General features: G+C 52.9%; 2 protein-coding genes and 1 pseudogene. 2 read left to right on the top strand and 1 reads right to left on the bottom strand.

Annotation, left to right across the window (positions count from 1 at the left end; genetic code table 11):
• Positions 1–2297: hypothetical protein (locus L0H65_RS15865; RefSeq protein ID WP_301460072.1), on the top strand; the 2297-nt coding region annotated here is incomplete at its 5' end.
• Positions 2298–2438: 141 nt separating this feature from the next.
• Here L0H65_RS15865 and L0H65_RS15860 read toward each other — a convergent pair.
• Positions 2439–2763: pseudogene (locus L0H65_RS15860) on the bottom strand (IS5/IS1182 family transposase); the annotation flags it as partial.
• Between the two features lie 322 nt (positions 2764–3085).
• Between L0H65_RS15860 and L0H65_RS15855 the strand changes: the two are divergent.
• The coding region (locus L0H65_RS15855; protein WP_301460071.1) for an Ig-like domain-containing protein at positions 3086–3970 on the top strand (885 nt) is incomplete at its 3' end.

The following is a 3970-nucleotide window of genomic DNA, read 5'->3' as shown; positions in this document are numbered from 1 at the left end:
ACCCAGAGATCTTCAACGAAACAATCAGCATTCTGAAAGACATTGTGCTTTTGGCTGAAACAAAATTGGGATGGAAAGTAAATGATGCAGCTGAATGGGCAAGGGTAGATGACGAACACGAACACCGATTTTTCGCGCAAATTTCAATTTCCTTCAATTCAATAATTCGTTTCTGCGTCGCATTCAACCTATACGAATCTTGCAATGATGGTCTGGAAGACTTTCTCTCAGCACGCCCACCATTGATGATCGGAATCAACTCTCCTGCGGGAATTCCATATACACCACAATGCAAAAATTTGCAAAAACTGGGGTTGGACGCCGTTGCCGAAGCGCATGACTTCTTTCATAGCAGACCGATAACCTTGATGGATGCGTTCGATATATTCCCAAAGCTATCGAATCTGAGGAAACATGTGTTTCCTCCAATGGATCGTGCCTTCAAAAATTTGCAACCTGTTCACATCGGTAGCGCCGACAGTGATACTCCCACGGTACAAGCGTCCAAGAGTTATACCGAAAAGCTGGACGAATTTGAGAAGACCTTTCTTGATCCCAAGCGGACGCTCAACACTCTCGGCCAATTGGTTATCGGCGTTCGAAGCTATGTCAATGCACGAAACCTCCAAATGTTTTGCGCGCGTCTGGATAAGCTCATTGACTCTACCGATGTCGGTGAGGCGAGTCTGCGTGCCCAACCGAACATAATTGCCCGCCTTTGCGATGCAAAGCGTATTCGTGCCGAGTTGGAAGTAGCGTTGCAGTACCAAAAAGCAGTCAACCATCTTTACAAAGCAGAGATGATCAAACTTCCCGAGCCCGAAGAAACAAAGAAGGTTTTGCTCTTTGCCTTTGACCAAGATCGGGTATTGCCGTCGTTCATTGTGCCGATGCTTCCCAAATTCGCCGAACTCGGCTTTATTGCCTATAATCTCGCGGACGATCCGTTTGTGAATCCTGTGGTGCCGATCTGGCCACATACCGCGACGTTGTCACCCGACTTTCGGGATATTATCGGTGACCATGACACCGCGGCAGAACTTTTGAACGACTGGACCATTGACCTGGAAAATGGGAATTTGATCTGTGATGGGGTCAACTATTTCCAAGGTCTCTATGAGCGCGTCGGTCGCGTTCTGAAGATTTTCACCATTGATTGGAGCCTGCCCTCGACGATCCGGTACGTGAACACATGGATCAAGCAAATGGACCGTTTGATCTTTGTTCTGAAAGATGTTCTTGCGTATTGCGAACTTACGCAGACCACGGTGACACTCTTTAGCCTGCAATCCCATTTTGCCCCCTATTTTGCAATGAAGGTTTTTGCGGATGCGCATCCGGATCATATCAATCACATTACAATAAGCAGCAGTTACGAAGCATGGAAAACCAATGTCTCTGGGGCCCCGCTTTCAACTGTCGTGCTGCAAAACAACACGATCTTCAAAGAGCCTACGCTGCCGGCCTTCGGGTTGAAACAGGATTTCGAAGCGTGGTTTGCCGATGTCTTCCAATCCAAGCGGGATTTCTACAAGGCGCAGGCATTGGAGCTTGTTGGCGTCGAGCGAGCAGGGTCCCTTACGGCGGAAACCTATGAATTGCTTGAAAAGATAAAATCACATCAGGGCAAGAGGAAGATCTTCTGCGCTTTGGGTAAGATTCCTTATGATCTTGCGGTGCCGTCGCAAGGAGGGCCGGGCCATTCGTCAATGAAGGATTGGCTTAACCACACAGTTTCCCTTTTTCGGGAAACCGACGGGATTCTGCTTGTAAAGCCGCACCCGCATGAAAAGAACATGGCGATTGCCAATGGCGGGAATGAAGGCTTTCTGGATCTGATCCATGAGGAAATGGGCGAGAACGTTATTGTGCTTCCTCATCACGGGCTGAGCCTTCAGCGATTGGTTGGGGTTGTTGATGTGTTTTTGTGTTGGAACGGTTCATCAATCGCGGAACTGGGCGCGCAGGGTGCCAAAATCGTCGCAGCAGATGATTGGGCGGCACGGAATTACCCGATTGATGTCTTGCTTCCGGAAAGCCGCTCGGACTACGGCAAGATGATCGTCGGGGAAAAAGACATTGAGATGCACCCTGATTTTCAGATTAAGTCGACAGCCTATGTGAATTTTTTGGTGGAAGCGCCGTTCGCAATGCGCTTTCCTTTTGCTACGCGGTCGTCCACGAATATTGATTTCAATAACTCGAAGATACATCTCTCTACGCTAAACTCACGCGATATACGCGCTTTTAACGACACTTATGGCTGGTTGATTGAACGCTCGGTTCGACATTGTTGAAGAACTCACGCTTGAGGCGTGACTTGCTCTTTCCTCGCCGGGTTCAGGCCACGCGGGCGATTTCGGTGGTTGCGAGGGCGATGTTGTTTCGGCGGTCTGTCGGTTGGGGTCGCGCGCGGCGATGCGTTCCTCAAAGCCCTAGCGGCAGCGCATCCGTTGTCTGGCAGTGGTTTGCAAGCAAAACACGAGAGGGTTTGCCACGATCCGGCTGCCGGGCGCGGTATTCGGACGACTGTTTCCAGAACGCCCGGCCATAACGTCGGGTGGCGCGCAGGGCCTCGTTTCGAAACCTTTCTGCTGGGCAGTCTTCCTTCCACGCCCGCCCGTTCTTGCGGATCGGGATGATAGGAACGGCATCACGCTCGATGATGGCGGAGTCGCAACGGCGCCTGTCATAGGCTTCGTCAGTGGTTACGGTGCCAATGGGCGCGCCCGCGGGGATCTGGTCGAGCAGGTTTGGCGCCACATCAGGCCGGTGATCCTGTGCCAGGGCGGCTGATCTCGGCGCTAACGGAAGCACCTTTGCACATCAAGCCACGCAATCAGAGGACAGATCGCCAACGGGGCAATCCTGGCGGAACTGAAGGCCGCCTCTGGGGGTGTCAGTGTCGTGTTGCCGAATGAGTTACGCATTGCGAAAGCTGACAAGATTTAGCTTTCGTCTGTCGGCGTCATGTCGAACTACAAACATGAAAAAATTATTTTCGGTCCAATTGACGCATCAGATTGCGGGAGTCCCAAATAGATGCTACCCCCATAGGTAGTGTATCCAAACCTGCGAGGTCCCAATGCTTGTCGAAACCCATACGCCCGATGTTGTATCGTTTACGCATGTTGGGGAGGAAAGTCTGGTCAAGTTTACCGGCGCTGGATCGATAACCATAGCGGCAAACAGGTCGGATATTGAACGTGTGGAACGCATTGGTGACGATCTGCTGATCCATCTGAAGAATGGCGAAATGGTGCGTGTCGAGAATTATTTCACAACGCCTGAACATTTAGCGATCTATTTTGCGGATGGCGATGCCGCAGGATGGGAGCTGACGAATCTTACCGGAACCGATCAACTTCAAATGACTCTATCGCCCGTTGGATTAGGCGGGTTCGCTGGGGCTGGCCTCACTGCAATTGGTTTGGGTGCTGCGGGCGCTTCAATGGCGGCCGCTCTTATGCACGGCGGAAAAGGGGGGCTATTGGCCCCAACGGTGGTGGTCGGCACAGGCAATGCAGACGGCACGCTGGGTGTGACTGGTACTGGAGTGCCCGGCGCGACGGTCACGCTGACTTTCCCGAATGGTGAGGTCGTCACAGCGCTCGTTGATGTGTACGGAAACTACGTCGCAAGTTCTTCGACGCCGCAGCCAGACGGAGACGTGACGGCAACGCAGGTTGACCAGAACGGGGAAGGCCCGAGTGCCGAGGCCAGGGACCATTTTGATGACTCGATGGGGCCGCTCGCACCGACGGTGGAGGCCGGTGCCGGGAATGCGGATGGCACGCTGGGTGTGACTGGTACCGGAGAGCCCGGCGCGACGGTCACGCTGACTTTCCCGAATGGTGAGGTGGTGACTGTCCTCGTGGATGCAGATGGCAACTACGCCGCCAGTTCTTCGACGGTGCAGCCAGACGGAGACGTGACGGCAACGCAGGTTGACCAGAACGGGGAAGGCCCG

It is taken from the genome of Pseudorhodobacter sp. (genome assembly GCF_030452865.1).
Lineage (GTDB): Bacteria > Pseudomonadota > Alphaproteobacteria > Rhodobacterales > Rhodobacteraceae > Pseudorhodobacter.
The sequence above is the reverse complement of the archived record's forward strand: the minus strand, read 5'-3'. Positions and strand labels throughout refer to the sequence as shown.